The sequence below is a fragment of the Paraburkholderia sp. 35.1 genome, from assembly GCF_050436525.1.
Lineage (GTDB): Bacteria > Pseudomonadota > Gammaproteobacteria > Burkholderiales > Burkholderiaceae > Paraburkholderia > Paraburkholderia tuberum.
Genome location: NZ_JBNDMJ010000002.1, coordinates 619,880 through 644,757 on the forward strand (window position 1 = coordinate 619,880; position 24,878 = coordinate 644,757).

At 63.9% G+C, this 24,878-nt stretch carries 23 protein-coding genes; 15 read left to right on the forward strand and 8 right to left on the reverse strand.

The features are described 5' to 3' along the window. Positions 1–66 precede the first annotated feature (66 nt). The 3 genes from OKW27_RS08690 to OKW27_RS08700 all read left to right on the forward strand — a co-directional run bounded on the left by OKW27_RS08690 (position 67) and on the right by OKW27_RS08700 (position 3,162). A complete protein-coding gene (locus OKW27_RS08690) occupies positions 67–834 on the forward strand; it encodes a transporter substrate-binding domain-containing protein (RefSeq protein WP_187611567.1) in 768 nt (255 codons plus the stop codon). A gap of 37 nt (positions 835–871) precedes the next feature. Next, positions 872–1,987 (forward strand): succinylglutamate desuccinylase/aspartoacylase family protein, encoded by a 1,116-nt coding sequence (locus OKW27_RS08695; protein WP_429333215.1) that lies wholly within the window; start codon positions 872–874, stop codon positions 1,985–1,987. Between the two features lie 257 nt (positions 1,988–2,244). Then, entirely contained in the window at positions 2,245–3,162 is a 918-nt protein-coding gene (locus OKW27_RS08700; RefSeq protein ID WP_429333216.1) for a dihydrodipicolinate synthase family protein, read from the forward strand. A gap of 109 nt (positions 3,163–3,271) precedes the next feature. Here OKW27_RS08700 and OKW27_RS08705 read toward each other — a convergent pair whose 3' ends face one another. Next, positions 3,272–5,428, reverse strand: a complete 2,157-nt coding sequence (locus tag OKW27_RS08705; protein WP_429333217.1) for a phosphocholine-specific phospholipase C — start codon at positions 5,426–5,428, stop codon at positions 3,272–3,274. Positions 5,429–5,527: 99 nt separating this feature from the next. After that, on the reverse strand, positions 5,528–5,875 hold the full coding sequence (locus OKW27_RS08710) for a hypothetical protein (RefSeq protein ID WP_429333218.1): 348 nt from the start codon (positions 5,873–5,875) through the stop codon (positions 5,528–5,530). A gap of 200 nt (positions 5,876–6,075) precedes the next feature. On the opposite strand from OKW27_RS08710, the gene OKW27_RS08715 reads away from it, so the two are divergent. From OKW27_RS08715 to OKW27_RS08730, 4 genes are all read left to right on the forward strand, one after another. Further along, positions 6,076–8,046, forward strand: a complete 1,971-nt coding sequence (locus OKW27_RS08715; protein WP_429333219.1) for an amylo-alpha-1,6-glucosidase — start codon at positions 6,076–6,078, stop codon at positions 8,044–8,046. 51 nt (positions 8,047–8,097) lie between these two features. Beyond that, entirely contained in the window at positions 8,098–10,920 is a 2,823-nt protein-coding gene (locus OKW27_RS08720; RefSeq protein WP_429333220.1) for an MGH1-like glycoside hydrolase domain-containing protein, read from the forward strand. A gap of 110 nt (positions 10,921–11,030) precedes the next feature. Then, positions 11,031–12,650 carry a glucose-6-phosphate dehydrogenase gene (zwf, locus tag OKW27_RS08725; RefSeq protein ID WP_429334569.1) on the forward strand — a complete coding sequence of 540 codons (1,620 nt, stop codon included), beginning with the start codon at positions 11,031–11,033 and terminating at the stop codon, positions 12,648–12,650. 63 nt (positions 12,651–12,713) lie between these two features. After that, complete coding sequence (locus OKW27_RS08730) at positions 12,714–13,538, forward strand: ROK family protein (protein ID WP_429333221.1); 825 nt, start codon at positions 12,714–12,716, stop codon at positions 13,536–13,538. A gap of 137 nt (positions 13,539–13,675) precedes the next feature. Here OKW27_RS08730 and OKW27_RS08735 read toward each other — a convergent pair whose 3' ends face one another. The 3 genes from OKW27_RS08735 to OKW27_RS08745 form a co-directional block, all read right to left on the reverse strand. Then, positions 13,676–14,086: a type VI secretion system amidase immunity protein Tai4 gene (locus OKW27_RS08735; protein ID WP_429334570.1), complete on the reverse strand. Its 411-nt coding sequence runs from the start codon at positions 14,084–14,086 to the stop codon at positions 13,676–13,678. A gap of 192 nt (positions 14,087–14,278) precedes the next feature. Further along, complete coding sequence (locus OKW27_RS08740) at positions 14,279–14,758, reverse strand: hypothetical protein (protein ID WP_143037232.1); 480 nt, start codon at positions 14,756–14,758, stop codon at positions 14,279–14,281. A 4-nt stretch (positions 14,759–14,762) separates the two neighbouring features. Further along, a complete protein-coding gene (locus OKW27_RS08745; RefSeq protein WP_184057874.1) occupies positions 14,763–15,149 on the reverse strand; it encodes a hypothetical protein in 387 nt (128 codons plus the stop codon). Between the two features lie 200 nt (positions 15,150–15,349). On the opposite strand from OKW27_RS08745, the gene OKW27_RS08750 reads away from it, so the two are divergent. Next, positions 15,350–15,916, forward strand: coding sequence for a YbhB/YbcL family Raf kinase inhibitor-like protein (locus OKW27_RS08750; RefSeq protein WP_184057876.1), 567 nt, complete (start codon positions 15,350–15,352; stop codon positions 15,914–15,916). A 47-nt stretch (positions 15,917–15,963) separates the two neighbouring features. On the opposite strand, the gene OKW27_RS08755 is transcribed toward OKW27_RS08750, so the two are convergent. Next, positions 15,964–16,959: an aldo/keto reductase gene (locus OKW27_RS08755; protein ID WP_429333222.1), complete on the reverse strand. Its 996-nt coding sequence runs from the start codon at positions 16,957–16,959 to the stop codon at positions 15,964–15,966. A 277-nt stretch (positions 16,960–17,236) separates the two neighbouring features. On the opposite strand from OKW27_RS08755, the gene OKW27_RS08760 reads away from it, so the two are divergent. The 5 genes from OKW27_RS08760 (at position 17,237) to OKW27_RS08780 (ending at position 22,051) form a co-directional block, all read left to right on the forward strand. Further along, positions 17,237–19,417 (forward strand): TonB-dependent receptor, encoded by a 2,181-nt coding sequence (locus OKW27_RS08760; RefSeq protein ID WP_429333223.1) that lies wholly within the window; start codon positions 17,237–17,239, stop codon positions 19,415–19,417. An 80-nt stretch (positions 19,418–19,497) separates the two neighbouring features. Then, a complete protein-coding gene (locus OKW27_RS08765; protein ID WP_429333224.1) occupies positions 19,498–20,181 on the forward strand; it encodes a Fe2+-dependent dioxygenase in 684 nt (227 codons plus the stop codon). Beyond that, positions 20,178–20,900 carry a PepSY-associated TM helix domain-containing protein gene (locus OKW27_RS08770; protein WP_429333225.1) on the forward strand — a complete coding sequence of 241 codons (723 nt, stop codon included), beginning with the start codon at positions 20,178–20,180 and terminating at the stop codon, positions 20,898–20,900. The genes OKW27_RS08765 and OKW27_RS08770 overlap by 4 nt, the downstream gene beginning before the upstream one ends. Positions 20,901–21,010: 110 nt before the next feature. Next, a complete protein-coding gene (locus OKW27_RS08775) occupies positions 21,011–21,700 on the forward strand; it encodes a nitroreductase (RefSeq protein ID WP_429333226.1) in 690 nt (229 codons plus the stop codon). A 36-nt stretch (positions 21,701–21,736) separates the two neighbouring features. Then, complete coding sequence (locus tag OKW27_RS08780) at positions 21,737–22,051, forward strand: high-potential iron-sulfur protein (protein ID WP_090807936.1); 315 nt, start codon at positions 21,737–21,739, stop codon at positions 22,049–22,051. Positions 22,052–22,079: 28 nt separating this feature from the next. Here the strand turns inward: OKW27_RS08780 and OKW27_RS08785 are convergent, their stop codons facing one another. Further along, a complete protein-coding gene (locus OKW27_RS08785; protein WP_090810310.1) occupies positions 22,080–22,430 on the reverse strand; it encodes a DOPA 4,5-dioxygenase family protein in 351 nt (116 codons plus the stop codon). A 30-nt stretch (positions 22,431–22,460) separates the two neighbouring features. Next, the gene (locus OKW27_RS08790; protein WP_429333227.1) at positions 22,461–22,964 is read right to left on the reverse strand and encodes an N-acetyltransferase family protein; all 504 of its coding nucleotides are present in this window, start codon (positions 22,962–22,964) and stop codon (positions 22,461–22,463) included. A 292-nt stretch (positions 22,965–23,256) separates the two neighbouring features. Here OKW27_RS08790 and OKW27_RS08795 point away from each other — a divergent pair, with 292 nt between their 5' ends. Together OKW27_RS08795 and OKW27_RS08800 are read left to right on the forward strand one after the other, a co-directional pair. Further along, positions 23,257–23,529: a DUF1488 domain-containing protein gene (locus OKW27_RS08795; protein WP_090807933.1), complete on the forward strand. Its 273-nt coding sequence runs from the start codon at positions 23,257–23,259 to the stop codon at positions 23,527–23,529. Between the two features lie 848 nt (positions 23,530–24,377). Next, the gene (locus OKW27_RS08800; protein ID WP_090810306.1) at positions 24,378–24,851 is read left to right on the forward strand and encodes a hypothetical protein; all 474 of its coding nucleotides are present in this window, start codon (positions 24,378–24,380) and stop codon (positions 24,849–24,851) included. The last annotated feature ends 27 nt before the right edge of the window (positions 24,852–24,878 follow it).

The window sequence follows — 24,878 nt, forward strand, 5'->3', positions numbered from 1 at the left end:
GGACTTCTTTGAGGCGCCACAGCGGCTTACGATCACGCTGTCCTGATCCGCTCATCGTCGCCTTCCATGAAAACTCCACTGATGACTCTCTGCGCCGCGCTGGCTTTCAGCAGCGGCGCGTTCGCCGCTGACGCCAACACGTTGCGCCTCGGCATCGATCCGACCTATCCGCCGATGGACTCGAAGGCGCCCGATGGCAGCCTGAAGGGCTTCGACGTCGATCTCGGCAACGAGATTTGCCGGCGCATCCACGCGCATTGTCAGTGGGTCGAACTCGAGTTTTCGGGCATGATCCCGGCGCTGCAGGCGCGCAAGATCGACGCGGTGCTGTCGTCGATGGCGATCACCGAGAAGCGCGAGCAGCAGATTCTGTTTTCGTCGAAGCTGTTCCAGTTCAAGTCGCGGCTGATCGCGCGGCAAGGCTCGTCGCTCGCGCCTACGGCGAGCGGACTTGCCGGCAAGCAGATCGGCGTGCAGTCGGGCACGCAGTTCGAGAGCTACGCACTGAAGAACTGGACGCCGCTCGGCGCGAACGTGGTCGCCTACAAGAGCCAGGACGAGGTGTTCGCCGATCTGCAGAACGGCCGGCTCGACGGCGCGTTGCTCGGCACCGTCGAGGCCGATTATGGCTTCCTGCGCACGCCCGCGGGCAAGGGCTTCGCGTTTGTCGGCGAGCCGCTTTCGATGGGAGATCGCGGCGTCGGCATCGGCTTGCGCAAGGACGAAACCGCGGTGCAGGCATCGATCAACGAGGCGATCGCGTCGATGCGCAAAGACGGCACCTATGCACGGATCGCGAAGAAGTACTTCGACTTCGATCCGTACGGCAATTGATGCAGATTTCCAACATTATCTTCACGGCTTTCCATTCATGAACAGGCAATCGATTCCGCTTGTGTCGCCAGCCATCGGCACGCACCGCGAACTGGTGTCGTTTCATTTCGGCCCGGCCAATAGCGGGCAGAAGATCTACATCCAGGCGTCGCTGCATGCCGACGAAACGCCCGCGATGCTGACCACGGTGCTGCTGAAGCGGCGTCTGCGGGAGCTCGAGGAAGCCGGCGCGCTGAGCGCTCAAATCGTGCTCGTGCCGGTGTCGAATCCGGTCGGGCTCAGTCAATACGTGCTCGGGCAGTTCATCGGCCGCTTCGATCTCGGCAGTGGCAAGAACTTCAACCGGCATTTCGTGCAGTTCGCAAAGCTCGTCGCGAATGCGAAAGAGGCGCTCGGCGCCGACGCGAACGAGAACCGCCGCATCGTGCGCGAGCTGCTCGCGGCCGAACTCGCGCAACAGAAGCCGCTGACCGAATTCGAGTCGCTGCAACTGGCGCTCTTGAAGTTGTCGTGCGACGCGGACGTCGTGATCGATCTGCATTGCTCGCTCGAAGCGGCGATGCATGTGTACACGAGCGAATCCGCTTGGGCCGAGTTCGAGCCGCTGTCGCGCTATCTCGGTGCAGAGGCGTCGTTGCTCGCGACCGATTCGGGCGGCGGCGCGTTCGACGAAACCCACAGCCTGCTGTGGTGGACGTTGCAGCAGCAGATGCCGGCGAGTAAGCCAGTGCCGACCGGCTCGATCGCGGTGACGGTCGAATGCCGCGGCCAGCGCGACGTGTCGTATGAAGTCGCGCAGCAGGATGCCGACGCGCTCGTCGACTATCTGGTGTGGCGCGGCGCGATTCGGGGCGAGGCCAAACCGTTGCCGCCGCTGCTGTCGCCGGCGACGCCGCTCGCGGGCAGCGAGCAGTTCTATGCGCCGGTGAGCGGGATTCTCGTGCACCGCGCGAAGATCGGCGACAAGATCCGCGTCGGCCAGCCGCTGTTCGATATCGTCGATCCGCTGACCGACGAGACGACCACGATCGCGAGCAAGACCGAAGGGGTGCTGTACATGCGGCGCGCGATCCGTTTCGTGACGGCCGGTGCGCCGCTCGGTCGCGTGACCGGCACGCGGCCGATCCGAACGGGCGTGTTGCTGGGCGCCTGATCGCGTAGCGGCTATGCCGGACTCGGCATCCAGGGGCCGCCTCGACGCCTCGCGCGACGGTGCTGACGTGCGCCTCAGCCGCCTTGCTGCGAAGTAGCCGGCGCCGCCCGGTCGGCGATCCGGCGCCTCGCCTGTTGTGCGGATTTAATCTCTTTCAGCCACGAAAAAGCCCAAGCCCGCCTCCGGATAAAGGCCGATACTCGTCGTCATACTCAACGTGTGTCGGCGCGGCCGGCTTTTTGAAGGAGACGGACAAAGTGAGCAAGGCTACCCAATGGAGCGGGGTGTTTCCCGCCGTCAGCACCCAGTTCAAGCCGGATTTTTCGCTCGACATCGACGCGACGCACCGCGTGGTCAGCAATCTCGTCAAGGACGGGGTGTCGGGTCTGGTGGTCTGCGGCACGGTTGGCGAAAACACCTCGCTGAGCACGTCGGAAAAACTGCAGGTGATCGAGGCCGCGCGCGACGCGGCTGGCGGCAAGGTGCCGGTCGTCGCGGGTGTCGCCGAGTTCACGACCGAGTTCGCGCGGCAGACGGTGCGTGAAGCCGCGCGTGTCGGCGTCGACGGCGTGATGGTCATGCCGGCGCTCGTCTATTCCGCGAAGCCGCACGAAACTGCCGCGCATTTCCGCTCGGTCGCGACCAGCACCGATCTGCCGGTGATGATCTACAACAACCCGCCGATCTACAAGAACGACGTCACGCCGGACGTGCTGATCGCACTGCAGGACTGCGAGAACATCGTCTGCTTCAAGGATTCGTCGGGCGATACGCGACGCTTCATCGATCTGCGCAACGCGGTGGGCGACCGCTTCGTGCTGTTCGCCGGCCTCGACGACGTCGTCGTCGAAAGCATCGCGGTCGGTGCGCAAGGGTGGGTGTCGGGCATGTCGAACGCGTTCCCGAAGGAGGGCGAGACGCTGTTTCGCCTCGCCACGCAGAAGCGTTTCGATGAAGCGCTGTCGCTGTACCGCTGGTTCATGCCGCTGTTGCACCTCGACGCGCGCCCCGACCTCGTGCAATGCATCAAGCTGTGCGAGGAACTGCTCGGCCGCGGCAGCGCCGTCACGCGTCCGCCGCGCCTCGCGCTGCAAGGCGACGCGCTCGCCGAAGTCAAAGACATCGTCGCCAAGGCGCTCGCCACGCGTCCGGCGCTGCCGGACGTCGGTCTCTAAGCACCGCGTTTCAATACGAGCCTTAAAAAACATCGGCACCCTGTCCGCCACGTAGGCGGGACAGGAAGCCGAATCAGGCCGCAAGTAAGCGGGGCTGGCGGTGGTTGCCTCAACTCGCGGTCAGCACCGGCGCAACCGCAGCCGGATCGCTGATACTCGGCCGGCCGTTCTCGACGTGACCGGCAAAGCGGCGCGAGAAGCTCGCGTCGTCACTGCTCGTCACCGTCAGGTCGTACCAGTGATGGCTCGACGCAAGCACCCAGCCTTCGTCGATACGCGCATTGGCCGGCACGACCACGGTGCGCGGGCGCGCGCCGTACGCGTTGTCGATCACCGTCAGATGCGCGATGCCGCCGCCGCTGTTGGTGAACTTCAGGAACACGTTGCCATTCGCGACGTCGTATTGCACGGTCACTTCAGGCCGCGCCGGCTGGTTGTCGGCATGACCGTTGCCATGGCCATCCTGCGTGCTTTGCGTGCTCGCCTGGGTGTTGCCCGCGAACTTGCGCACGAAGCCGTTCGGGCCGAACACGTCGAATGCATACACGCCGTTCGTCGTGCTCAGGTCGAACGTGTCGCTGAGCGACTTGCCCGCTTCGACCGTGTAGCGCCACGGACCGTCGGTGCGATTCGTCGCGTACACGTAGAAGTGCGCGCCCTGGTCGCCGGTGTTGCCGATCGTGATTTCGAACGTGTCGTTGCCCGCGTTCGCCGCGCCGTTCACATGCAGTTCGTACGGCAACGCGCGCGCGAAACGGATGCCCGCTTCCTGCGCATCGACCGGAGTCGGCGTCGTCGGCACGGTCGGCTTCGGTTGCGTCTTGCACTGGTTGTCGGCCATGCTGATGTAGTTGCTGGTGTCCGGCAGCGACGGCATCTTCGCATCCGGCGTGCGGAAGTCGAATGCGGTGGTCAGGTCGCCGCACACCGCGCGACGCCATGCCGTGATGTTCGGCTCATGCACGCCGAAGCGCGTTTCGATGAAGCGGATCACCGACGTGTGATCGAACACCTGCGAGCACACGAAGCCACCCTTGGTCCACGGCGACACGATCGTCATCGGCACGCGCGGGCCGAGGCCGTACGGATAGCCGTCGGCGGTGTAGCTGCCGCCGCGCAGCGGATTGACGACATTGTGGATTTCGCCGTCGGTCGTGACCGTCGACTTGCCCTGGGTGGAGGTCGTCGGCGGTTGCGGCGGCACGAGGTGATCGAAGAAGCCGTCGTTCTCGTCGTACATGATGAAGAGCACAGTCTTGCTCCACACCTCGGGGTTCGACGTCAGCGCGTCGAGAATCTGCGACGTGTATTCGGCGCCGTACGCGGGCGTGTAGCTCGGATGCTCCGAGTAGGCGGCCGGCGGGCACAGCCACGACACCTGCGGCAGCCGGTTCGCGAGCACGTCGGCTTTCAGGTCGTCGATCGTGCGCACGGTTTGCGCGCGCTCGTAGAGCGGCGAACCCGGTTGCGCGTTGATGAAGTTCGTGAAGTTCTGCAGGATGTTGGTGCCGTAATTGCCATTCAGCGGATCGGCGCCCGACGTGCCCTGCTGATAGATCTGCCACGAAATGCCCGCGGCCTGCAGACGCTCCGGGTACGTGGTCCACGACAGCAACTGATAGTTCGGCGGACCGTCGCCGTCGACCCAGTCGTTGTTGTCGAGCAGCGGACCGCCCATCGTGCCGGTCGGGTCGACCATGCCGGTCATCAGATACGCGCGGTTCGGGTGCGTCGGTCCCGGCAACGAGCAGAAGTACGCATCGCAGATCGTGAACGCGTCGGCGAGCGCGTAGTGGAACGGGATGTCGCTACGCAGGTGGTAGCCCATCGTCATGTCGGTCTTGTTGGCGGGCCACTGGTCGTAGCGGCCGCCGTCGATCGCATATTGGGTCTTGTACCACGAGTGATCGAGATCGCCGACGCACTGCGCGCTCGTCGTCGCGGTGTTCAGATGGAACGGCAGCACCGGCTTGGTCGGGTCTTCCTTCGACGGCTGCTTCCACACCGGCAGGCCGCTCGGCAGCGGAATCGGGAAGCGGTCGTTGTAGCCGCGCACGCCGCGCAGGTGGCCGAAGTAGTGGTCGAACGAGCGGTTCTCCTGCATGAACACGACGATGTGCTCGACATCGCGAATCGTGCCCGTGCGCGAAAACGCGGGCACGGCGAGCGCGTTGCGGATCGACTCGGGCAATGCGGTCATCGCGGCGGCGGCGCCCGCGGATGAAGCCACGGTTTGCAGGAAACGGCGACGGCTAGTTGATGTCATCGAATATCACCTTCTGCGTAGGGGAAGAATAGCGCGCGTGAGCGTGCCTTGGGGTGTTTCGTGGTCGGTTACGCGTTGCTCTTGCTGATCAGTTGCGAACTAGTTGTTCGCGCTGTCGCCGGGCGCGTAGCGCATGACCGGCGCGACCTGCTGGCTGTCGGCCGCGAGACTGGCCTGCATGTTTTGCGTGATCGCGTCGGTGGCGGTTGCGCCACTTGCCGCGTTGCTCGCCGTGTTGTTCGCCGTGTTGTCCGCGAATGGCGCTGAGGCGTTGGGAGTCGCCACTGCCGCTGCCGCCATTGCGGGTCGTTGCGCCGCGTCGTTCGGCGCAAGGCTCGTGGTCGTCGCGTTGCTCGTGGAAGAGGAGTCGTCCGCGCCGCAACCGTTCAACGCTATCGTGGCAAGCACCAGCAATGCGGCGCTCGCGATGCAACTGATTTTTCTCATGTCTGCATCCGGTTCGATGAAAGCGGGTGCAGTCTCCATTCCTTTCAAGAAATAATTGTGAAACGTTTGCGCCCGGCATAACTTTCGATAAATCGTCGGTTGATCGAAAGAAAATGGAAAGTATTGGGAAGGTCAATGTTCATGGCGCTGCCATCTGCGCTATGTTTGCTGCTTTATCGTTCGCGCATGGGCACGATTCAATGACTCGCATCGATTCACCCATCGACATCTCGCAACTCGAAGACGAATGGCTCGAAGCCGACGGCTTCGGCGGCTTTGCTTCGGGCACGCTCGGCATGTTGCGCACGCGCCGCTACCATGCGCTGCTGCTAGCCGCGACGCGCGCGCCGGGCGGGCGCATGGTGCTCGTCAACGGTATCGAGGCGTGGGTCGAGGCGGGCGGCGAGCGCTTCGCGTTGACCATGCAGCGCTATGGGCCTGACGTGATCTATCCGGATCTGCGCGGCCGCCTTGCCAGCTTCGACACCGCGCCGTGGCCGACGTGGCGCATTCAACTCGGTGCGCACGCGGCGATGATCGCCGACGTGTTCGTCAGCAAAGCGACGTGCGAAACGGTATTGCGCTGGCGGCTCGAAGGCGGCGAACTCGATGCGCCCGTGCTGAAGATCAGACCGCTGCTGTCGGGCCGTGACTATCATGCGCTGCATCACGAGAATCCGGCCTTCAACTTCGGCGTGCAAGTCAGCGCCGATCAATCGTGCGCGAACTGGCAACCGTATGGCGGACTGCCGGTCGTGCGAGCGGCGACGAACGGTGCCTATACGCATGCGCCCGACTGGTATCGCAACTTCTGCTACGTGCGCGAGCAGGAGCGCGGTCTCGATTGCAGCGAAGATCTCGCGACGCCCGGCGTGTTCAGCTTCGATCTCGCGGAGGGCGACGCGGTGATGATTCTGAGCGCGTCTAGCACGTCCGCCACCGAATGCGCGAACGACAAAGCCCAAACCACCGCCCACGCCGCCCAACTCGCCCACACCGAACAACAACGCCGCGCCGCACTCGGCTCGCGCCTGCAACGTTCGGCCGACGCCTACGTCGTCACGCGCAACGAAGGCCGCACGATCCTCGCGGGCTTTCCGTGGTTCACCGACTGGGGCCGCGACACGTTCATCGCGATGCGCGGCCTGCTGATCGAGTCGAACCGTCTCGACGATGCCGAAGCGATCCTGCTCGAATGGTCGGGCACGCTGTCCGAAGGCATGCTGCCGAACCGCTTCCCCGACTACGGCGACGCGCCCGAATACAACTCGGTCGACGCGTCGCTATGGTTCATCGTCGCGGTTCACGACTACCTGGCGACGCCGCATGCGGGCGCGCAAACGCGCGCGCATCTGCAGCAGGCCGCCGAAACGATCCTGACCGGCTACACGAACGGCACGCGCTTCAACATCAGCGTATGCACGGACGACGGCCTGCTGCGCGCCGGCATCCCCGGCGTGCAACTGACGTGGATGGATGCGAAAGTCGGTGACTGGGTCGTCACACCGCGCATCGGCAAGCCGGTCGAAGTGCAGGCGCTGTGGATCAACGCGCTGCGAATCGCGTCAGCATGGAACCCGCAGTGGCGGCAAGCTGCCGAGCGCGCGACGCTCGCGTTTCGCCGGCGCTTCGTCGATCCGGCCACCCAGGCGCTGTTCGATAACGTCGACGTCGATCATGTGCCGGGCACGGTCGACCGCTCGATCCGGCCGAATCAGATCTTCGCGGTCGGCGGCCTGCCGTTTCCGCTGCTCGAAGGCGCGGCGGCGCGCGCGGTGGTGGGTCAGGTGGAAGCGCAATTGCTGACGCCGCTCGGCCTGCGCACGCTCGCGCCGTCCGATCCCGCCTATCGCGGCCGCTACGGCGGCGCGCCGCGCGAACGCGACGGCGCCTATCATCAGGGCACCGCGTGGTTGTGGCTGATCGGCCCGTTCGTCGAAGCGTGGCTGCGAGTGAATGGCGCGAGTGCCGATAATCTCGCGCAGGCGAGGGCGCGTTTTCTCGCCCCGCTGTACGCGCATCTCGATCACGTGGGCCTCGATCACCTGTCCGAGATCGCCGCCGGCGACGCGCCGCACGCGCCCGCCGGCACGCCGTTCCAGGCCTGGTCGCTAGGCGAATTGCTGCGCGTCGAAAGTCTGCTTGCCCGGTTCGAGCACAACGGCGCGTAAACCGCGCTACGATGTGGGTCCCACCGCCGGGCCTGTTGCAAGGACGTTTTCATGCCACCGCTGCGCGCTGCCAATCTGCTCGCCACGATCGAAGGTTCCCGGCTGCATTCGCCCGAATGCGGCCACTGGCAGCGCTGGGGGCCGTATCTGAGCGAGCGCCAGTGGGGCACGGTGCGCGAGGACTACAGCGCGAACGGCACCGCCTGGGACTCGTTTCCGCACGACCATGCGCGCAGCCGCGCCTACCGCTGGGGCGAAGACGGCATCGCCGGTTTCGGCGACGACCGGCTCAGCTGGTGCGTGTCGCTCGCGCTGTGGAACCGCAAGGACCCGATCATCAAGGAGCGCCTGTTCGGCCTGACCAACTCGCAGGGCAATCACGGCGAGGACGTCAAGGAGTTGTACTTCTATCTCGACGGCACGCCCACGCATTCCTATATGCGCATGCTGTACAAGTACCCGCATGCCGCCTATCCCTACCAGGACCTGATCGACGAAAACGCGCGCCGCGGCGGCGATATGCCAGAGTACGAAGTACTCGATACCGGCGTGTTCGACGATCAGCGCTATTTCGACGTCCAGATCGAATACGCGAAGCACACGCCCGACGACATCGTGATGCGCGTGACGATCGAAAATCGCGCGGACGAAGCGGCGTCGCTCGATGTGCTGCCGCAGATCTGGGCGCGCAACTCGTGGTCGTGGAAAGAGAACAAGGACAAGCCGAAGCTCGTCGCCGGTACCGGTCATGACGGCTCGGTGCGTCTGCTTGGCCATCACCATGTGCACGAACCGATCGTCGTGACCGCGTGGTCGAAGGACGCGCCGCAACTCGCATGGCTGTTCTGCGAGAACGACACCAACGTGAAGCGGCTGTTCGGCATGGACGGCGCGGGCCCGTTCAAGGACGGCTTCAACGACTACCTCGTGCACGGCGACGCGAACGCGATCCGTCACGACGCGGGCACCCGGGCCGCCGCGCATGCGGCGCTCGAGTTCGGGCCGCACGGGCGCGCGGTCGTGTATCTGCGCTGGCACCCGCAATCGGCGACCGATGAAGCGCCATTCGATGCCGACGTGTTGATCGCGCGCCGCCGCGCCGAAGCCGACGAATTCTATGGCGCGTTGCAACACGAGATCACCGACCCCGATGCGCGTCTCGTGCAACGTCAGGCGCTCGCCGGCATGCTGTGGTCGAAGCAGTATTACCAGTACGACGTGCAGCGCTGGCTCGACGGCGATCCGCTGCAACCGAGCCCGCCCGCCGCTCGCAAGCACGGCCGCAACACCGACTGGCGGCATCTGTGCAACGCGGACATCGTGTCGATGCCGGACAAGTGGGAGTACCCGTGGTACGCGTCGTGGGACCTCGCGTTTCACGCGGCCGCGTTTGCCCTGATCGATCCGGCGTTCGCCAAGAAGCAGTTGCTGCTGCTCGTGAAGGACCGCTATCAGCACCCGAACGGCCAGTTGCCCGCTTACGAATGGGCATTGAGCGACGCGAACCCGCCGGTCCATGCATGGGCCGCGTGGCGCGTGTACGAGATCGACCGCGCGCTGACCGGCAAGGCGGACCGCGATTTTCTGGAGCTCATGTTTCACAAGCTGCTGCTGAATTTCTCGTGGTGGGTGAATCGCAAGGACGCCGACGGCCACAATATTTTTCAGGGCGGTTTTCTCGGGCTCGACAACGTCGGCATCTTCGACCGCTCGTCGCCGCTGCCCACCGGCGGCCACATCGACCAGGCCGACGGCACCGCGTGGATGGCCGCGTATGCGCTCGACCTGATGCGTATCGCGCTCGAACTCGCCTACGCGAATCATGTGTTCGTCGATATTGGTGTGAAGTTCTTCGAGCACTTCCTGTACATCGCGGAAGCGGTCAGTTGCGACGACGGCTGCGACACGGGCCTGTGGGACAGCGAGGACGAATTCTTCTACGACAAGCTGCGCCTGCCCGACGGCAGCAGCATGCCGATGCGCGTTCGCTCGATCGTCGGACTGATACCGCTGTTCGCCGTGCACGTGCTCGAGGAGCGACTGCACGGCGGCTTGCCGGGCTTGCGCGAGCGCCTCGTGTGGTTTCTCGAGCATCGGCCTGATCTCGCGAAGCTGGTGTCGCGCTGGAACGAGCCCGGCAAGGGCAACGCGCTTTTGCTGTCGCTGCTGCGCGGGCATCGGATGAAGGCGTTGTTACGGCGCGCGCTCGACGAAAGTGAATTTCTTTCCGATCACGGCGTGCGGGCGTTGTCGCGTTGCCATCGCGATCATCCGTTCGTGTACCAGCACAACGGCAACAGCTTCTGCGTCAAGTATCTGCCGGCCGAATCCGATACCCGTGTGTTCGGCGGCAATTCGAACTGGCGCGGGCCGGTGTGGATGCCGGTCAACTATCTGCTGATCGAATCGCTGTACGAGTTTCATCGCTATTACGGCGATGATTTCCGCGTCGAGTATCCGACCGGGTCGGGCCAGAAGTTCTCGTTGAGCGAAATCGCCGACGAACTCGCGCGCCGCGCGACCACGCTGTTCCTGAAGGACAAAAACGGCGAGCGGCCGGTGATGGGCGCGTACCCGCTGCTGCAGGCGGACCCGCGTTCGCAGGATCTGATCCTGTTCCATGAGTATTTTCATGGCGATAACGGTCGTGGCGTCGGGGCTTCGCATCAGACCGGCTGGACCGGGCTCGTCGCGTTGCTGTTGCAGCCGCGCGCCATGGCGGCATCGGGCAACGTGCCGCTGGCGGGGGAACCGGCGCCGGTGGCCGCGCCCGCGCCCGCGCCGATTCCGGTGCCGGCGGCTTCTGCCTCCGCGGTAACGCCGGCGGTGGCGAAAGAACCGGTACCGTCGCTCGCGGCCGCGACGACGAAGTAAGCACGCCGCACGCTCACGCGCGAACGCAATTGAACTGTGCGGCAGCGCCCGTGGTCTTTCATATATCGCCGCGTTCGTTCTATCGGCTTACCGAGGTCCAAGTGAATCCCATGTCGACCACACCGAACCCTTCCGCTTCTCCCGATCAACCCAACGCAACGCCCGCGCTGAGCTGCAAGCTCAGCGCGAACCGATACGACGCCCTGTCGTCGCCGGCCGGCAAGAAGCCCGCGCCGCCGTGCACGCTCGTGATCTTCGGCGCGGGCGGCGATCTGACCAAACGTCTGTTGATGCCGGCGCTCTACAACCTCGCGGTCGATGGCCTGCTCGACGACAGCATGAAGATCATCGGCGTCAATCACGGCGAGCGCGAAACGCGCGAATGGTGCGACGAACTGCATACCTCGCTGCAGAAGTTCGCCGCCGACAAGGCCAGCACCTTTCACGCCGGCAAGCTCGACGACAACGCATGGAACTGGGTCGCGCAGCGCCTCGAATACATGGCGGGCGAGTTCGAATCCGACGATACGTTCGCGAAGCTGAAGCAGAAGCTCGATCAGTCGAAAGGCGGTAACGCGATCTTCTACCTCGCGGTCGGCGCGCGTTTTTTCAAACCGATCACCGACCGGCTCGGCAAAGCCGGCCTGCTGAAGGAAGGCGACGGCGCAAACGGCGGCTTTCGGCGTCTCGTGATCGAGAAGCCGTTCGGCACCGATCTCGCATCGGCGCGCGATCTGAACGCGCACATCCTGTCGTATGCGCGGGAGTCGCAGGTGTACCGCATCGATCATTTTCTCGGCAAGGACACCGTGCAGAGCATCCTCGCGGTGCGCTTCGCGAATGCGATGTTCGAGCCGATCTGGCGGCGCGAGTACATCGATTGCGTGCAGATCACGGCGGCGGAAACGATCGGCGTCGAGGGGCGCGGCAGGTTCTACGAGCAGACCGGCGCGTTTCGCGACATGGTGCCGAACCACCTGTTCCAGCTGCTCGGCATCGTCGCGATGGAGCCGCCGAATTCGTTCGAGGCCGAAGCCGTGCGAAACAAGAAGGCCGAGCTGTTCGACGCAATCCAGCCGCTGACGTCCGCCGACGTCGTCTTCGGCCAGTACGAAAAAGGGCCAGCCGGCGTGGGCTATCGCGAGGAGCCCGACGTCGCGCCCGGCAGCACGACGGAAACCTACGCGGCGGCGCGCGTGTTCGTCGAGAACTGGCGCTGGGCCGGCGTGCCGTTCTATCTGCGTACCGGCAAGCGGCTCGCGGTGCGTCGCACCGAGGTTTCGGTGCAGCTGAAGCCGGTGCCGTTCCGCCTGTTCCGCGATACGCCGGTCAACGCATTGACGCCGAACGTGCTGACCATTCGCATCGATCCCGAGCACGGCTCGAGCTTCGATTTCAACGTGAAGGTGCCGGGGCCGGTGATGCAGGTCGGTCCGGTACAGTCGTCGTTCAACTATGGCGACTTCTTTGCGGAAAGCGCGAACGTCGGCTACGAGACGCTGCTGTACGACTGCATGTTTGGCGACGCGACGTTGTTTCAGCGCGCCGACAGCATCGAGACGAGCTGGTGCGCGGTCGACGACGTGCTGCATCCGAGGAGTGGCGGCGCGGTTGCCGTGCGCGGCTATGCGGCCGGCAGCGACGGGCCGGCCGAAGCCGACGCGCTGCTCGCGCGCGATGGCCATGCGTGGCGCCCGTTGCAGCAGAAAGCGCCCGGTGGCAAGTCGTAGCGGCAACTTTGAACCAACCCGCAGACCCGCATCACAACCGCCTCAACACAATCGGGAGACATCGTGGCAACACGCAACAAGAACGCAGTGAAACGGAATGCGCCGACAAGCGGCGGCGAGCACATCCTCGCGATCGATGTCGGCGGCACCGGCCTGAAGGCCGCGATCATCGACGCCGACGGGCAGATGAAAACCGAACGCGTGCGCGTTGCGACGCCGCATCCGTGCACGCCGGATCAACTGGTGGACGCGCTCGCGCAACTCGTGGCTCCGCTCATCGAGCAGGTGCGGCCCGTCCGTATCTCGATCGGGTTTCCGGGTGTCGTGCGCAACAACCGCATTCTGACCGCGCCGCACTTCGGCATCGAAGGATGGCACGACATTGCGCTCGCGGATTCGCTCGCGCAGCGCCTGGGCGGACTGCCGGTGCGGATGATCAACGACGCCGAAATGCAAGGCTTCGCGGCGATCGAAGGCCACGGCCTCGAATTCGTGCTGACGCTCGGCACCGGCGCCGGCACCGCGATGTTTCGCGATGGCGAACTGATGCCGCATCTGGAGCTCGCGCATCATCCGGTCAGCAAGAAGGGCGTGGCGTACGACGAATACATCGGCGAGGCCGCGCGCGAGCAGATCGGCAACAAGCGTTGGAGCCGGCGTGTCGAGAAGGTGATCCGCATTCTCGAGTCACTGGTCAATTACGACAAGCTGTGGATCGGCGGCGGCAACGCGGCGCGCATCAAGTTTTCGCTGCCGGCGAACGTGGCGACCGTATCGAACGACGCGGGGATCGAGGGCGGCGCGAAATTGTGGCATCCGCTGTCGGTGCGCGAGACGCGACAGTATCCGGAGGCGACGCAGAAGACGGGGCGGTTCAAGCCGAAGTGAGGCGGTGGATTGCCGCCGCCATCACGTATCCAGTGCCGCGGCTCCACGTCCAACGGTTCATATCAACCCCTCAACGATTGCCAAGGCGATCCGTGCCCGAGCACTGGTCAGCGCTTCGACGCTGGACGTGCTCATAACTACTTCGGCTCTGCTGGCAACGGATTATCTTGCCGGTAAGTGCGCTTGGGGTTAATGACCAAACGCTTGACCTGTGCGTCCAATTCCTTACTGTGATACAGGTCCAGACACTTCAGGAAATCGAAACGGACACCTTCAGTTTCCGATTCAACCAGCGGGTTTTGATAATTTCGCGCCAAATAATTGTCCACCAAGGTTTTGATCGCGTCTGGAGCCTTCTCCAAGTCGTAGTAAGTCCAGTCTCGCAATGCACTGACGCTGCTTCCCGCATCCATAGCAGCATCTTTGTCGTTCCTGTAGGCGGTCGCTATGCAAGTAGCCAGAACCATGTCTTTGTAATTCTGTGCATAAGTACGTGCTCCAGCTTGAGGAGTCGCACGTTGATCGCCTTTTGCATAGCAAGCAGACATGCCGAAGATGAGGGCAAAACCAGTTAGGATGCCAGCCCCGACCTTCTTCACGGCAAACTCCAGAAGTTCGCGCGGTCAGTGCGATACTTCGCCTCAGGTTCGTTGAAATAGCAGTGGTCGTAACAGTAGTTTTCGCGCAATCCAGTTGTCCATCACGGGGTGACGGTCTCGTTCACTGCTTCCGCGGTTTGTCTAACGCCCGACGTTTGTCGTACTCGCGCGCAAGGTAAATGTTTTGCCGTCGAACGCGTAGTAGTAGGTTCCGTGCTCGGCGTTTTCATTGCGGCTACCGTGAGCGATCAGCAGGCAACTGTCTGCGCGATAGGCAAGCGGATCCGTGATGTCCAGCGGCCAATCGGAAACCGTGAACGGCAGCGAAGTGACGCGGCCCGAGTTCGTATCGATTGCCGCCGCCATCACGCAGCCAGCACCGCATCCCCACGTAGCGAGAACGTAGTGGCCCGCGAAGTTAATCGGCTCCTTTGCGGCTTCACGAAGAATGCTGCGGTAATGACGTGCCGTCGCGTCCGTGAATATCATGCGTGGCATCGCAGCGTGCCTGGACTCGACAGTGGCGGGACAATCCTCAAACCTGAGGACCGATTCCGCAAGGGCCAAACCGGATACTGCGCCGAACATCAATGTGGCAATAAGCCAGGACGAAAGACGCATCGTTTTAATACCAGTGGTGTTGTTGCCAGAATCCCCTGGCCATATTTGCGGAATGGTAGCGGCCATAAATGTAACGGATGCCGCCTTGGCACTCCTCCTTCGCATTACCGAATGATGCCTCTCCGCGCGGGTTCAAGCTGTATTGCGCGCGCAGCAGTTGAAACAGGCCACGTGCTGTTGAAGTCCCGTTGCGCGCATCGACGACACCGGCGGATTCCTGAGCCATGATCCATAGCAGATCGCTGAAATCCGTGTCTGGAATGCGCTCGGTGCGCATGGCGTCTTTCAGCGCATTCTGAACCGTGAGCGGCACAATGCTTGCCGGCTTCTCTTTCCATTGCGGCGGCGCAGTCTTCGTCGGGCGATGCGAGTGGGCGTGTTTTGTAGACATTCAGGCAACTCCATTTCTTTCTTTGAACGACAAAGGGCGAGAACGAATTAATCAATCGATCACGTAGGATCGCTATCTGTTTGATTCGCGTAGCCCCATGCGCAATATGCCGCCTCTTCCATCTCAAAACAACATTCTCGTTATAGTTGCTCTTTGAACTGCAACGCTCTCAACGGCACGTCCAACCCCGGAGACTCCCAATGACTCGCATCCACCTGACCCTCGCGCGGCGCCTCCTCTCCGTCGGCGCGTGCGCGCTGCTCGCTTACGCGAGCGCGCATGCGTATGCGGCACAGGCCTTCGCGGTGTCGTCGCCGGGACTGGCCGATGGCGGCACGCTCAACGCAAGCCACGCGGCGAGCGCGAACAATTGCGGCGGCGGCAACGTGTCGCCGGCGCTGCAATGGCATAACGCGCCGGCCGGGACGAAAAGTTTCGCGGTGACGATCTTCGATCCCGACGGCGCGAAAGGCCTCGGCCTCGTGCACTGGATCGTCTATGGCATCGCGCCTACCACGACCGGACTCGCCGAAGGCGAAGCCGCGCCGGCGGGCAGCGTCGCCGGCACGAATCGCACCGGCGGCCCCGGCTATTACGGCCCGTGTCCGCCCGTCGGCGAGGTACCGCATCACTACGTGGCGCAGGTCTATGCGCTCGATCTGCCGCCCGACGCATTGCCGGCCGGCTTGACGCGCGACGCGTTCCACGCCGCGATCAAGGATCACGTGCTCGCCGCGACGAGCACCGTGCTGCGCTACGGACGATGAAGACGCGCGGCCGAACGCCGGGCCGCGCCTGATCTGCCGGCGGGCGCCTAGCGCGCCGCGTCCCCCCAGCGATACTGCACGCTCGCTTCATCGATCTGAGTCTTGATCGCGGCGTCGAGCGTGAGCCCGGCCGCCGCGAGCGTATCGCTCAACTGCTCCGCGCGGCTCGCACCAATGATCGCCGACGTAATCAGCGGATTCGCGAGCACCCACGCAAGCGAGACCTTCGCCAGCGATTCGCCGGTCGGCGCGACGATCGCCTTCAGCCTTTCGATCGTGTCGAACTCGCGCTCATGCCAGTAGCGCTCCTGATACATCGCGCCAGCCTTGCCGACGCTTTCGGTGAAGCGCCCTTCGGCGGGCGTCGCGTCGAGCCGGTGCTTGCCGCTCAGCAGTCCGCCCGCGAGCGGGTTATACGGCATCACGGCCAGTTGTTCCTCGGCGGCCAGCGGCAGCAGCTCGCGCTCGATCTGGCGAAACAGCAGGTTGTAGCGCGGCTGGACCGACACGAAGCGCGCGACGCGGAGCACGTCCGCGCGCCCCAGTGCGCGCGCGAGCCGGTAGGCGAGAAAGTTCGACACGCCGATATAGCGCGCCTTGCCCGAGCGCACGATCGCATCGAGCGCTTCGAGCGTCTCGTCGAGCGGGGTCTTCGCGTCGTCGGAATGGAGCTGGTACAGGTCGACGTAGTCGGTGCCGAGGCGCTGCAAGGACGCGTCGATCGCATCGAGCAGGTGCTTGCGCGACGCGCCCTGGTCCCACGCGGCGGGCCCCATCTTGCCGACCGCCTTGGTCGCGACGATGAAGCGCTCGCGTTTGCCCTTCAGCCAGCGTCCGACGATTTCCTCGGTGCGCCCGGCCAGATTTTCGTCGCCGCCGAGCGGATAGACGTTCGCGGTATCGATGAAATTGACACCGGCGTCCGCGGCCGTGTCGAGGATGCGGTGCGATGCGGCTTCTTCGGTTTGCAGCCCGAAGGTCATGGTGCCGAGACACAGGCGAGAAACGGTCAGGCCGGTGCGGCCGAATTGGCGATATTGCATAAAGTCGACTCCAGAGGGAAGGAAAGCGCTGCCGAAGCGATGAAACTACATTGTTGTAAAAAGGATAAACCGAGTCGCGATTCGGTGTGCCTGACGCACGCCGGGATTGCTGACTTCCAGTAGATGTGAAATGATATTGATTCTCATTTAAACCTAGCCAGCCATCCCGTCATCTCCATCTCACACTACGGAGAGCGGCAGCCAGCCATATGCGGCTTTGTCATGAATTCGACGTCACTGATGCGGATCTGACAAACGCATTTCTGACGGGATTTCCATGCTCAATCACACGCCGCTCGCGACAGCGCTAGCGCTCGCTTTTGCCATTCCTTTGTCGACCCCGGCGCTCGCGCAAAGCGCGCCGCAGAACGCACAAACCAGCGCACGGAACGACACACCCGCCGCCGCGCCGACGCTGCCGACCATTGGCGTGCAGGCTCAGGCCGTTCAGCAGGACTTCCAGGCCGACCGGGCGACCGTCGGCGCCAAGACGCCGACCGCGCTGCGTGACATTCCGCAGACCGTCACCGTGATCAATCGCGACCTGCTCGCCTCGCAGGGCGCGACGTCGTTTGCGGACGCGCTGCGCAACGCGCCCGGCGTGACGATCGGCGCGGCCGAAGGCGGCCAGATCGGCAACAACATCAACCTGCGCGGCTTCACCGCGCAGAACGACATCTATCTGGACGGCTTTCGGGACCGCAACCAGTACTACCGCGACACGTTCGACCTCGAGTCGCTCGAGGTGCTGTACGGTCCGTCGTCGATGCTGTTCGGCCGCGGCTCGACCGGCGGCGTGATCAACCAGGTCAGCAAGAAGGCGAACCTGACGGACTCGGCGGAAGTCTCCGGCATGATCGGCACCGACGACCGCTACCGCTCCACCGTCGACGTGAATCACAAGCTCACCGACACCTCGGCGATCCGCCTCAATGCATTCGGCCAGAGCCTCGGCTCGACGCGCGACGTGATGAAGAACAAGGACTTCGGCGTCGCGCCGGAACTGCGCTTCGGCATCGGCACGCCGACCGAGATCACGCTGTCCGCGCTGATCCAGCACAACCACGACATGCCCGACTACGGCATCCAGGCGCTGAACGGCCGCCCGTCGCCGGTACCGAAGAACACGTTCTACGGTTTGACCAGCGACCGCACGATCCAGGACGTGCAGATCTTTACCGCGGCGATCAAGCACAAGTTCTCCGAGGACCTGACGCTGACGAACCAGACGCAGATCTCGCACTCGACCACCGACGCGCGCGAAACCGCGCCGCAAGCGGTGCTGACCGGACCGCTGTCGTCCAGCACAGCGTTGACCAACGGCAACTTCACGACGCTGTCGCCATCGCAGCTGTTCATCAAGCTGCAGAGTCATGACCGCGTGATCCAGAATCATGCGATCTACAACGACACGATGCTCGAATACAAATTCGACACCGGACCGATCAGGCACGACCTGATCGTCGGTGTCGAAGTGGGCCACGACAGCTATACGAACCAGGCGTACACGCGCAACAACCTGCCGATCGTGCCGATGCTCAATCCGCCGATCATGGGCACGCCGTCGAACGTGACGACGACGGTCGGCAACTACGCCGATTCGAGCGCGAACGAAATTGCCGCTTACCTGAACGACACGATTACGCTGACGCCGCACTGGAAGCTGATCGGCGGTGTGCGCTGGGATCGTTTCTCGGCGGGAATCCGCAATACGATTAGCGCGCCGGCTTACGCGAGCCAGACCAACTACTTCACGAGCGTGCGCGCCGGCGTCATCTATCAGCCGACCGACTGGCAGTCGTACTACGTGTCGTACGGCACGTCGTTCAACCCGTCGCTCGAAAACCTGACGGTCACGAACCTCACTCAGAACCTCGCGCCGGAATCGACGAAGTCGTATGAAATCGGCGGCAAGTGGGATCTGTTCGGCGGCAACATGTCGGTGACCTCGGCGATCTTCCGCGAGGAAAAGGACAACGCGCGCACACAGGTGTCACCGACCGAGTACCAGCTGGCCGGCAACATTCGCGTCGACGGCTTCCAGGCGGGCGTGACGGGGCACATCACCGACAAGTGGCAGATTTTCGGCGGCTACACGTACATGGACGCGACGATCCTGAAAGCGGCCGACGGCACGCAGGGCCACACGCCGGCCAACACGCCGCGCAACACGCTGACGTTCTGGACCACGTACGCGATCACGCCGCATTGGGAAATCGGCGGCGGTCCGATCTACATGTCGCCACGTTATGCGTCGAATACGAACTACGTGAAGGTGCCGGGCTACACGCGTTGGGACGCGACCGCGGCCTATCACGCGAAGAAGTACGACGTGCGCCTGAACCTGCTGAACCTCACCAACAAGTACTACTACGACGCGTTGATTCCGTCTGACGGCGGACGTTCGGTGCCGGGCATCGGCCGCACGCTGCTCGCGACGTTCGACTACCGCTTTTGACACGCGCTTTTGATACGCACTGAGCGCATGCGTACGGCTTGCCGCTTCTGCAAACGGCAAGCCGACGCGAAGGACACACTATGTTGCTGCACATTCCGAAGGTACTGGACGCCGGGCAGTTGCGCTTCATGCGCGAGCGGCTCGATCGAGCCGGCGACGCGTGGGTCGATGGCCGCGCGACCGCGGGCTATCAGGGCGCGCCGGTCAAGCGCAATCAGCAGATCGCCGAGCACTCGACGCTCGCGCGCGAACTCGGCGATGTGATTCTCGCGGCGATCGAACGCAATCCGCTGTTCATCAGCGCGGTGCTGCCCAACCAGGTCTATCCGCCGCTCTTCAACCGCTACGAGGGCGGCATGCAGTTCGGCAGCCACGTCGATGGCGCGGTGCGCGTGCTGCCGAACGGCGTGAAGCTGCGCACCGACGTGTCGGTGACGCTGTTTCTCAGCGCGCCCGACGAATACGACGGCGGCGAACTCGTGATCGAGGACACCTACGGCGTGCAGCAGGTGAAACTGCCGGCCGGCGACATGATCGTCTATCCGGCGACGAGTCTGCACCAGGTGACGCCGGTCACGCGCGGTGCGCGGGTGGCGAGCTTCTTCTGGGTGCAGAGCCTCGTGCGCGGCGACACGCATCGCGCGCTGCTGTTCGACATGGACACCGCGATTCAACGGCTCAATGCCACCCATGCCGACGAAGCTGCGCGACGCAGCCTCGTCGGCTGTTATCACAATCTGCTGCGCACCTGGAGTGAAACGTGAGCGTCTCGGACACCCTCGACATTCAACCGCCCGCGGCCGGCGAACATGACGCGCAGGAGCCGCGTCGGCTCGATGACCATAAACTGAAATCGCGCCGGCAGCGCTCGCGTCGCGCGACCTTCATCAAGTGGCTGCGCCAGGTGCATGGGTGGGTTGGACTGTGGGGCGCGGCGCTCGGTCTGCTGTTCGGCACGACGGGCTTCTTTCTGAATCATCGCGGCGGCCCGCTGCGCGTCTCGACCGGCGAGCCGCAGGTGTCGGTGATGCAGGTGCCGCTGCCGCAACCGGCGCCGCAAACGCCGCGCGAGCTCGCGAAGTGGCTCAAGCAGGAGCTGAAAATCGCCGGCAATCCGGGGCGCGTGCAGAAGGAAGCCGAGCATCCGGTGGCGTGGGGCGATCGCAGCGTCGTGCAGCCCGAGCACTGGCAACTGAGTTTCGGGTCGCCGAAGGAAAACACGTCGGCCGAATACTGGGTCGGCAACCACACCGTGACGGTCAAGCGCAGCGCGAACACCTTTCTCGCGATGCTGACGAACATGCACAAGGGTGTCGGCTTGGGCGTCGGTTGGGTGCTGCTGATCGATACGCTCGCGGGCAGCCTGATCCTGCTGTCGTTGACGGGCGTGCTGTTGTGGACCGAGTTGAACAAGCGCAAGACGGTGGGGCTCGCGCTCGTGGTCGGATCGATTGCGGCGGCGGTGGTGTTGGGGACGATGTAAGGGCGCAGCGCAACGCTTCGGGCGACGCCTGCGCGCTGGCGGGCAGGCTTTGATCGGTCCGCGCTAGAATCGTCGCAGACCTACTCCGCAGGCTCTGCCGCCATCCGCCGATGACCTCTTCCGCGAACCCCGTCGACACCGCGCTGACCACGCGGCGCTCGGTGCGCGCCTTTCTGCCGACACCGGTGCAGCGCGCCGACATCGAAGCGATTCTCGAAGCCGCCAGCCACGCACCGTCGGGCACCAACACGCAGCCGTGGAAGGTGTACGTGCTGACGGGCGAATCGCTCGCGCGTCTGTCGCGCGATCTGCTCGCCGCCTACGACGATCCGCAGCGCGACGAGCTGTACCAGGAGGAGTACGCGTACTATCCGCGCCAGTGGCAGTCGCCGTTCATCGACCGGCGTCGCAAGATCGGCTGGGACATGTATAGCCTGCTCGGCATCGAGAAGGGCGACAAGGCGCGCATGCACGAACAGCACTCGCGCAACTTCCGTTTCTTCGACGCACCCGTCGGCCTGCTGTTCACGATCGATCGCAGCCTCGAGCGCGGCAGCTGGCTCGACTACGGCATGATCCTGCAGGCGATCATGACGGCCGCGCGCGGGCGCGGTCTCGACACCTGTCCGCAGGCCGCGTTCATGCAGTTTCATCGACTGATTGCCGGACATCTCGGCTTGCCCGAAAACGAGCAATTTGTGTGCGGCATGTCGCTCGGTTTCGGCGACCCCAACGCGCCGGTCAATACGCTGCGCCCCGAGCGCGAACCGGTCGAGCGCTTCGCGCGCTTTCTCGATTGAACGCATCCCTCAGTCCCCACCCAGAGGCAAACGACAATGAAAACATCGCGGCGCCATTTCCTGTTGGTCAGCGCGGGCGTCGGCTCTTCGCTCGCGCTGTCTCGGGTCGCGTTCGCCGCGACCGTTCCCAATGCGCTCAGCGAGAGCGATCCGCAGGCGCAGGCGGTCGGCTATACCGAAGATGCGTCGAAGGTCGACAAGGCCAGATTTCCGAACTTCGCGGCCGGGCAATCGTGCGCGAACTGCTCGCTGTTCCAGGGCAAGGCATCGGACGCATACGGCGGCTGCACGCTGTTCGGCACTAAACAGGTCGCGTCGCGCGGCTGGTGCAGCGCGTATACGAATATGTGAGCACGCCGCCGTAGCGTTCGCAGCGGTGCTATAGCAGCGCCTTCAGCACGAGTTCGTGCGAGTGCCCGATCCACACGGCGGCGTCGCGATGATCGCGCAGCGCGTCGCCGGTGTTCGGATGCAGGAAGACATCGAGCGCGCCGTGATTGAGCGTGAGCCAGCCGACCACGTCGGCGAACTGCGTGTGCGCGAAGGCGAGCTGATACGACCACATCGGATGCGGCCCGACCGGCCGTTCGTGGAAGCGCCCGATCTGCAGTTTGTCGCCCCAATGCGCGTCGATCTGCTCGCGAAACGCCCAGGCGGCATCGCGGCTCGCCGGGTCGAAGTAGATGTGCGCGTGCCAGCTTTGTATCGCTGAAGCAGCGCGAAAAGTCATATCAGAGTTCATTGCCAGGCTCGTTCCGTATCAGTCTTTATCCGACATTCGTTCTGCTTCGCTTTCCGCCGGCGCGCGCGCTGCAAGTCGCATGTGAAACTGTGTCTGATCCTCGCCGACGATCTCGAAGCCAAGACGATCGTACAGCCGTTTGGCGGGATTGCCCTTGAGCACCTGCAAGCTGACCGGCAACGCTTCGGCCGCGGCGGCGCGCAGGATCGTGCGCAGCGCTTGCTCGCCGATGCCGCGACCCTGCAGCGCCGGCGCGATCTGCAACTGCACGACGAACCATTCGTCGTCGTTGCGATGCGCCTTCAACAAGCCCGCGGGCGCGCCGTCGATACAGACCACCTGCGCCGCGTCGTAGCGATGCAACAGGCGCGCGCGATGGACGTCGTCGTCGGTCGGCTCGCCGGCGCGCGCCAGGTGTTCGGTCATCGTCGTCTTGCGCAGTTCGAGCAGGAAGGCTTCGTCGTCGGGTTGCGCGGGGCGCAGGGTCAACCCGGATCGTTGGTCGGGCAGTTGGGCGGACATGTCGGCAAGGTGGTGGCGCGCGATGATCGTGCGAAGCGCTAGTAAGAATTGTCGTCGATTGTCGCGCCGGCTGCGCTTTTTTACCACGCGGCTATGTTGCAGTCTTCTCACTTTGCGATGCAGGGCGAACGCTCGATGCGGCGAGGCGCCGCCTGCTGCGCTGTGTGGCATGCGCATTGCTAAAGGTTGATTCGCTTTTCGCGGGCACGGTCGTCGACCCATCGCGGCCGCGCTTATCCGGGGACGTTCGCGTTATGCGGCGAACGTCGTAATCAACGTTGCGAGGTGGGCTATGACGATGATCGAGGTGGTACCCAGCGTCTCGGCAGATGGACGCGCGGTGATTTTCCAGCTTTCGTCGCAGGGACGAGACCTTGAATGCGCGGTCACGCGCGAGGCGCTCGAGCAGCACTTCTGGCTGCAACGCGGCGCGGGTGAGGCGCGCGTTCTGAAGACGTTCGCGGATGGGCGCAAACGTATTACGGCGATCGCCGAACGAAAAATGCTCGCGCGTCCCGGTGAGAAGGTCTTGCTGACGATCGACGATTTCTCCACACGCGGTTGACGTGCGTGGCGTGGCGCGCGTCATCGCTCGAAGCTGCACACGCGATGACGCCGGCGCGACGGCACCGGCTCCGCTCGGCCTGAATGCGGCCGGCTTCGCACTTCGCGTCTTTTCTCTCAGGCTTTCGCAGCACCGTTTCGGTGCAATCGCTGATTTCACATCGGGAGCTCCGTGGGGCCGCTGTTACATCGATTCGCCAAATTAACCCACCAAAGCGCTTCGGTTCGCTGAATTGCTTTCGCGCGTGCGCGCATACACTCTTTTCCATGGAGCGAGGAATCACCGCCCTCCATCGATGCGATCTTCCCCTCGTGTCGGATTTGAACCGTACCGTTGATAAGTAGTCTGCAGTTCGCAGTCCGCAGTTGACGCAATACAAGCGCGCAATGCATCGAGCACGAGCGCGAAGCAACAGGGGTAGCGGCCAGAAGTAGCAGATAGCGAGGACCGGCCCACATGCAGTCGCAATTGAAGTGGTAGTTTGAATCGGCAGTTGAAGCTTGCTGTCGAGCGGTAGAAATTGCCGGTGCAGTACACGTAAGCAATAGCTTTGCAGGTTAGGTGGTTATAGGTTGGCAGGCATCCACGCGCCCGCTCGGCCGTTCCATCCTGTCAGCCCTGTTCCTCGCGGAACAGGGCTTTTTTTTCGTCGCAACGAAGCGGGCTTCTTGTTTCTGGCGGCGTCGAACCGATATGCGGACATTGCGTTCTTCGATACGTTCGAAGCACGGGCGCGTCCGCATGGGGTGAACTGTCGGGCGCGAAATACGTCGGACGTTTGAGCGCGGCGTTTGCCGCCGTCGCGTGCCGAAGTCCGGGCGCGCTGCCGAAAGAAGGAGGTTGAATCGATGTCCAGCAAGTCGCGAGTTCGCAAGCCCGGCCGCACGGCCATGTCCCCGTTGTTGCGTTCTCTGACCCAGAGCCGCACCGCGCACGCGCCGGTCACGCAGACCATGCTGTTGCAGGCCTACGCCGCGCTCGATGCATTGCGCCGCGGCCACGGCGCGCGCATTCTGCACACGACGCTGAGCCGGCATTTGCTGGTGTCGCAGGAACTTGTGCATGCCGGATGGGGCGCCGACGCGCGCGCCGATATCGAAAGCGCGCATGCGGCGATGGTGCGGCTCGATGTGCGCGAGCGCCAGACTGGCCGCTGGTCGCTCGAAGACGACGACTACGCAAGTCTGTGCGCGGCGCTAGCGATTTTCGACGGACAGTTGTCGGCGGCGTCGCTGAGCGAGCTGGCGAGCGCGGAAGCGAAAATGATCGAAGGTTTGATGCGTTCCGCGCGACTGCGGGCGCTGGCGGAAGCGGCGGTTTGAGCGGCACGCATCTGGCGGCGCGCATTT

Coding starts and splice junctions, on each gene's coding strand:
- OKW27_RS08715 (WP_429333219.1), top strand. CDS start 6,076: ATGACTCGCATCGATTCACCCATCGACATCTCGCAACTCGAAGACGAA.
- OKW27_RS08765 (WP_429333224.1), top strand. CDS start 19,498: ATGTTGCTGCACATTCCGAAGGTACTGGACGCCGGGCAGTTGCGCTTC.
- OKW27_RS08740 (WP_143037232.1), bottom strand. CDS start 14,758: ATGCGTCTTTCGTCCTGGCTTATTGCCACATTGATGTTCGGCGCAGTA.
- OKW27_RS08790 (WP_429333227.1), bottom strand. CDS start 22,964: ATGTCCGCCCAACTGCCCGACCAACGATCCGGGTTGACCCTGCGCCCC.
- OKW27_RS08795 (WP_090807933.1), top strand. CDS start 23,257: ATGACGATGATCGAGGTGGTACCCAGCGTCTCGGCAGATGGACGCGCG.
- OKW27_RS08760 (WP_429333223.1), top strand. CDS start 17,237: ATGCTCAATCACACGCCGCTCGCGACAGCGCTAGCGCTCGCTTTTGCC.
- OKW27_RS08695 (WP_429333215.1), top strand. CDS start 872: ATGAACAGGCAATCGATTCCGCTTGTGTCGCCAGCCATCGGCACGCAC.
- OKW27_RS08705 (WP_429333217.1), bottom strand. CDS start 5,428: ATGACATCAACTAGCCGTCGCCGTTTCCTGCAAACCGTGGCTTCATCC.
- OKW27_RS08690 (WP_187611567.1), top strand. CDS start 67: ATGAAAACTCCACTGATGACTCTCTGCGCCGCGCTGGCTTTCAGCAGC.
- OKW27_RS08780 (WP_090807936.1), top strand. CDS start 21,737: ATGAAAACATCGCGGCGCCATTTCCTGTTGGTCAGCGCGGGCGTCGGC.
- OKW27_RS08785 (WP_090810310.1), bottom strand. CDS start 22,430: ATGACTTTTCGCGCTGCTTCAGCGATACAAAGCTGGCACGCGCACATC.
- OKW27_RS08720 (WP_429333220.1), top strand. CDS start 8,098: ATGCCACCGCTGCGCGCTGCCAATCTGCTCGCCACGATCGAAGGTTCC.
- OKW27_RS08710 (WP_429333218.1), bottom strand. CDS start 5,875: ATGAGAAAAATCAGTTGCATCGCGAGCGCCGCATTGCTGGTGCTTGCC.
- OKW27_RS08745 (WP_184057874.1), bottom strand. CDS start 15,149: ATGTCTACAAAACACGCCCACTCGCATCGCCCGACGAAGACTGCGCCG.
- OKW27_RS08735 (WP_429334570.1), bottom strand. CDS start 14,086: ATGTCTGCTTGCTATGCAAAAGGCGATCAACGTGCGACTCCTCAAGCT.
- zwf (WP_429334569.1), top strand. CDS start 11,031: ATGTCGACCACACCGAACCCTTCCGCTTCTCCCGATCAACCCAACGCA.
- OKW27_RS08775 (WP_429333226.1), top strand. CDS start 21,011: ATGACCTCTTCCGCGAACCCCGTCGACACCGCGCTGACCACGCGGCGC.
- OKW27_RS08800 (WP_090810306.1), top strand. CDS start 24,378: ATGTCCAGCAAGTCGCGAGTTCGCAAGCCCGGCCGCACGGCCATGTCC.
- OKW27_RS08750 (WP_184057876.1), top strand. CDS start 15,350: ATGACTCGCATCCACCTGACCCTCGCGCGGCGCCTCCTCTCCGTCGGC.
- OKW27_RS08755 (WP_429333222.1), bottom strand. CDS start 16,959: ATGCAATATCGCCAATTCGGCCGCACCGGCCTGACCGTTTCTCGCCTG.